This window comes from Shimazuella sp. NTD247 (assembly GCF_059510415.1).
This window is the reverse complement of the sequence record NZ_JCAJZU010000021.1, coordinates 1-1,988: the sequence shown is the minus strand read 5'-3', so window position 1 is coordinate 1,988 and position 1,988 is coordinate 1. Positions and strand designations below refer to the sequence as shown.

General features: G+C 44.2%; 3 protein-coding genes. 2 read left to right on the top strand and 1 reads right to left on the bottom strand.

What is annotated here, in order from left to right:
* On the top strand, positions 1–860 hold an 860-nt coding region (locus AC5WOC_RS21150; RefSeq protein WP_496057412.1), incomplete at its 5' end, for an RNA-guided endonuclease TnpB family protein.
* A gap of 68 nt (positions 861–928) precedes the next feature.
* On the opposite strand, the gene trxA is transcribed toward AC5WOC_RS21150, so the two are convergent.
* Positions 929–1,252, bottom strand: a complete 324-nt coding sequence (gene trxA, locus AC5WOC_RS21145; RefSeq protein ID WP_496057411.1) for a thioredoxin — start codon at positions 1,250–1,252, stop codon at positions 929–931.
* Between the two features lie 157 nt (positions 1,253–1,409).
* Here trxA and AC5WOC_RS21140 point away from each other — a divergent pair, with 157 nt between their 5' ends.
* The gene (locus tag AC5WOC_RS21140) at positions 1,410–1,895 is read left to right on the top strand and encodes a hypothetical protein (protein ID WP_496057410.1); all 486 of its coding nucleotides are present in this window, start codon (positions 1,410–1,412) and stop codon (positions 1,893–1,895) included.
* Positions 1,896–1,988 lie beyond the last annotated feature (93 nt).

Here is a 1,988-nt window from a genome sequence, read left to right as displayed (position 1 = left end):
TCCGAAAACAAAACGATGCTCCGCGTTTCAAGAGTAGGAGAAATCGAGTGCAAGCGTATACGAGTCAGTGTAATTATTCCAAAAATAGCAGACCGACCATCGAAATCAAGGGGAACAAAATCAAACTGCCAAAATTAGGCTGGGTGAAGTTTGTCCTCTCTCGAGAAATAAGTGGTCGTATTTTATCCGCAACGATCCGTCGTACAGCTACAGGGAAATATAAAATATCCATTCTTTGCGAGGGATGCTATTTGCGATCTATACCAGCAAGAAAAGAAGCCATTGGCATTGATTTGGGTCTGAAAGATTTTGCGATTTTTGATGATGGAACAAAAAAGATTACGAACCGATTTTTCCGCCAATATGAACAAAAACTAGCAAAAGCACAGCAAACGATGGCAAGAAGAAAAAAAGACGGGTCCAACTGGCACAAAGCTCGTATCCAAGTCGCTCGCATCCATGAAAAAATCACCCATGCCCGTCATGATTTTTTACATAAACTATCGACAAAACTGGTGAACGAAAACCAAGTCATCAGCATCGAAACGCTGCAAGTAAAAAACATGGTGAAGAATCAGAAGCTGGCAAAATCGATCACCGATGCTTCGTGGTCGGAGTTTGTTACGATGTTAGAATACAAAGCGAAAGAATACGGAAGGAAGTTGGTGAAAGTGGGAAAATCCTTCCCGTCGAGTCAGCTTTGTTCGAGTTGTGGATATAAAAACAAAGAAGTGAAGCAACTCCAGCTACGAGAATGGACATGCCCAGAATGTGGCGTTTCCCATGATCGAGACATCAATGCAGCCAAAAACATAGTGAAAGAAGGTAGAAGATTACTTGCCGTGGGACTCACGGTCTAAGCTTGGTAAACTTCCTTGGATTACCGAGGATTACTCAAGAATCCCACGGCTTTAGCCGTGTGGAGTTGTCAAATATACTCACTTAACCATTGAATTAATTGCTCTTTTGACTGCAAACCTATTACTTTCGATTTCCGTTCACCATTTTGAAAGACAAGTAATGTAGGGATACTCATGATATTGAATTTGCTTGCTGATTCTGGATTATCATCGACGTTTAATTTAGAAATGGTTAATTTATTCCCAATTTCTTCGCTGATCTCATTTACAATTGGTCCTAAAATTTTACATGGCGGACACCAAGGAGCCCAAAAATAGACTAGGACTGTTCCACTATTAGCTCCCTCTACATCTGTTGCAAAATTTTTATCGGTTCCTTCTACAATTGGCATAAACGAATCCCCTAACGCTTGATGACAACACCTCTAAGGTGTCTAATCAATTCTGTTTATTAATCATTTTCATTATACTATACTAAGAAGTAAGTTTACATCGTCACGTTTCCCGGAGGATTTGATGTCCGTTTTCGTTTCTGTGGATGAGCAGCCGATGGACGATGGCAAGGTTCGTCTGTCCCTCATCCCGAGCGAGAAGTTCCAGCGAATGCTGGAACAGCTCAAGGAGCACTTCGACCAGCTTCCCCCTCTTCTCCAGAAGAGGTACCGCAAGATCGAGAACTTCCAGCAGGAGCTGGCAGCATTCGACTCCCTCGATGTTTCGAAGGAAGAGGTCGAATTCATACAGAAGATGCTGGCTGACGAGGAGCTGGACGCACGCGACACGGACTTGCTGTTTCCGCTCGTTGGGAAACACTTCCCTGCCCGGCAGGATCCACACACGCAGTTCCCTGTGGTGATGTTCGTGTTCAATCTCTGTCTCAACGAGCCGTATGCCTACATGTGGGCATGGAGCTTCTCCATCGAGGTAAAGGAGCAACTCTCGTTGGGTGACTTCGATCTCGTCTACGACGAACCGATGCAGACCTTCAAGAAGGCTCTCGAAGCAGTGAAGACCGCTCTGCAGATCGAGAAGTGAAGCGTGACCCCATGTGGGAGAGGTAAGTCGATCAGACTCCCTCCTCATATGGGTCACTTTTTAATTGTACAGTGTATCCTGTTACAAAGTTCA

Bases quoted from the DNA above. Each gene is read 5' to 3' on its own strand.
- AC5WOC_RS21140 (WP_496057410.1), top strand. From the start codon at position 1,410: ATGGACGATGGCAAGGTTCGTCTGTCCCTCATCCCGAGCGAGAAGTTC.
- trxA (WP_496057411.1), bottom strand. From the start codon at position 1,252: ATGCCAATTGTAGAAGGAACCGATAAAAATTTTGCAACAGATGTAGAG.